The 1,796-nt window shown below is 42.9% G+C and carries 1 pseudogene; it reads left to right on the top strand.

Annotation, left to right across the window (positions count from 1 at the left end):
* A pseudogene (locus DW761_RS21580) lies at nucleotides 1-1,678 on the top strand (SrtB-anchored collagen-binding adhesin); the annotation flags it as partial.
* Between the last annotated feature and the right edge of the window lie 118 nt (nucleotides 1,679-1,796).

The raw sequence follows: 1,796 nt of genomic DNA, 5'->3' as shown, positions 1-1,796 counted from the left end.
CAAAATTCAGAAACGAGATTTAGAAACGGGCGATACAAAGCCACAAGGAAGTGCCACTTTGAAAGATACTGCCTTTGACATCATTTCCTTAAATGACAATTCTGTTTTGGTTGAGGGCAAGCTCTATAAGAAAAATGAAGTGGTAAAGACAATTCGTACAGATATTGAGGGTGTCGCTTCTACTTCTTCTGACCTCTTACCTTATGGAAAATTCCGTATCGTTGAAAGTGAAGCTCCCAACGGTTACTTAACTGACGGTGCAAAACCGATTGACTTTGCAATCACAGAAAATGGAAAAATCGTGGACTTAACCGACGAAGCTCATTCTATCTACAATCAGATTAAGCGTGGCGATATTAAGGGCGTAAAAATCGGAGCAGGCACACACAAGCGTCTTGCTGATGTTCCCTTTAGGATCACAAGCAAGACGACGGGCGAAAATCATGTCGTGGTAACTGATGATAACGGGCAATTCTCCACTTCTGCTGAATGGGCTTCTCATAAGCATAATACCAACGCAGGCAAGACCAGCGAGGACGGTGTATGGTTTGGGACTTCTGAACCAGACGACAGCAAAGGTGCGTTACCTTATGATACCTATATCATTGAAGAATTACGCTCTGACAGCAACAAGGGCTTTGAGCTTATCCCACCATTTGAAATCGTGGTATCCAGAAATAACCTTGTGATTGATTTAGGGACGCTGACTGATGAATACGAAAAAGAAATCTCTATCCATACCACAGCGACCAGCAAGGACGGCGAAAAGACAATCCTTGCAGGAAAAGAAGTTACAATCGTTGATACTGTTAAATTAGACGGACTTACAAAAGGCACAAAATACCAGTTAAAAGGCTGGCAGATGTTAAAGGAAGAAAACGCCGAGCTTATCATTGACGGGAAACGTGTAGAAAACGATTATACCTTTGTCGCTGATGATGAAGAAATGAAAGTGGAAATTTCCTATACATTCAATGCGTCTGCTTTAGGTGGCAAAAACCTTGTTACCTTTGAAGAATTGTATGATTTAAGCAATCCAGACGAACCCGTGAAAGTTGCGGAACATAAGGACATTGAGGACGACGGGCAGACGGTACTTATCACAGAGCGTATCATCAGAATTCATACGACAGCTACCGATAAGGACGGTAACAAAGAGCTTGAAGCAGGAAAAGAGGTTACAATCATTGATACCGTAACCTTAGAGGGCTTAGAAATCGGTACACAGTACAAACTTGTGGGCTGGCAGATGTTGAAAGAAGAAAATGTAGAGCTTCTTATCAATGGAAAGCGTGTGGAAAGTGATTATACGTTTACCGCTGACAGCGAAACTATGGAAGTGGAAGTTGCCTTTACCTTTGATGCTACTTCTCTTGACGGCAAACAGCTTGTAACTTTTGAAGAATTGTACGATTTAAGCAATCCAGACGAGCCGAAGAAAGTTACCGAGCATAAGGATATTGAGGATAAGGGACAGACGATTACCTTTAAGGAAAAGCCAGAAGAACCAGAGAAACCCGAAACACCACCGACACCGGAAAAGCCTAACAGACCTAGCGACAGTCCCAAAACGGGCGACAGTACAAATGTAATGGCATTTATCGTGATGTTGCTTGCGTCTGCTGGTGGACTGGCTGGAACATATCTTTACAAACGCCGTAAAATGAAGAAATCATAAGGCGGTAACGGTATGAGGAAAGAAAAATCACGCTCTCCGCCGAAGCTGTCAAACGGCAGATTTTTGCTTATTCTGGCTTGTCTGCCAACAACCTGCAAGAACACGGATAGTCAAGGGT

The sequence above is a fragment of the Absiella sp. AM29-15 genome (assembly GCF_003434225.1).
Taxonomy (GTDB): Bacteria; Bacillota_I; Bacilli_A; order Erysipelotrichales; family Erysipelotrichaceae; genus Hoskinsella; species Hoskinsella hominis.
Note: the sequence above shows the minus strand (reverse complement) of the source record. Positions and strands in the feature narration are given on the sequence as shown.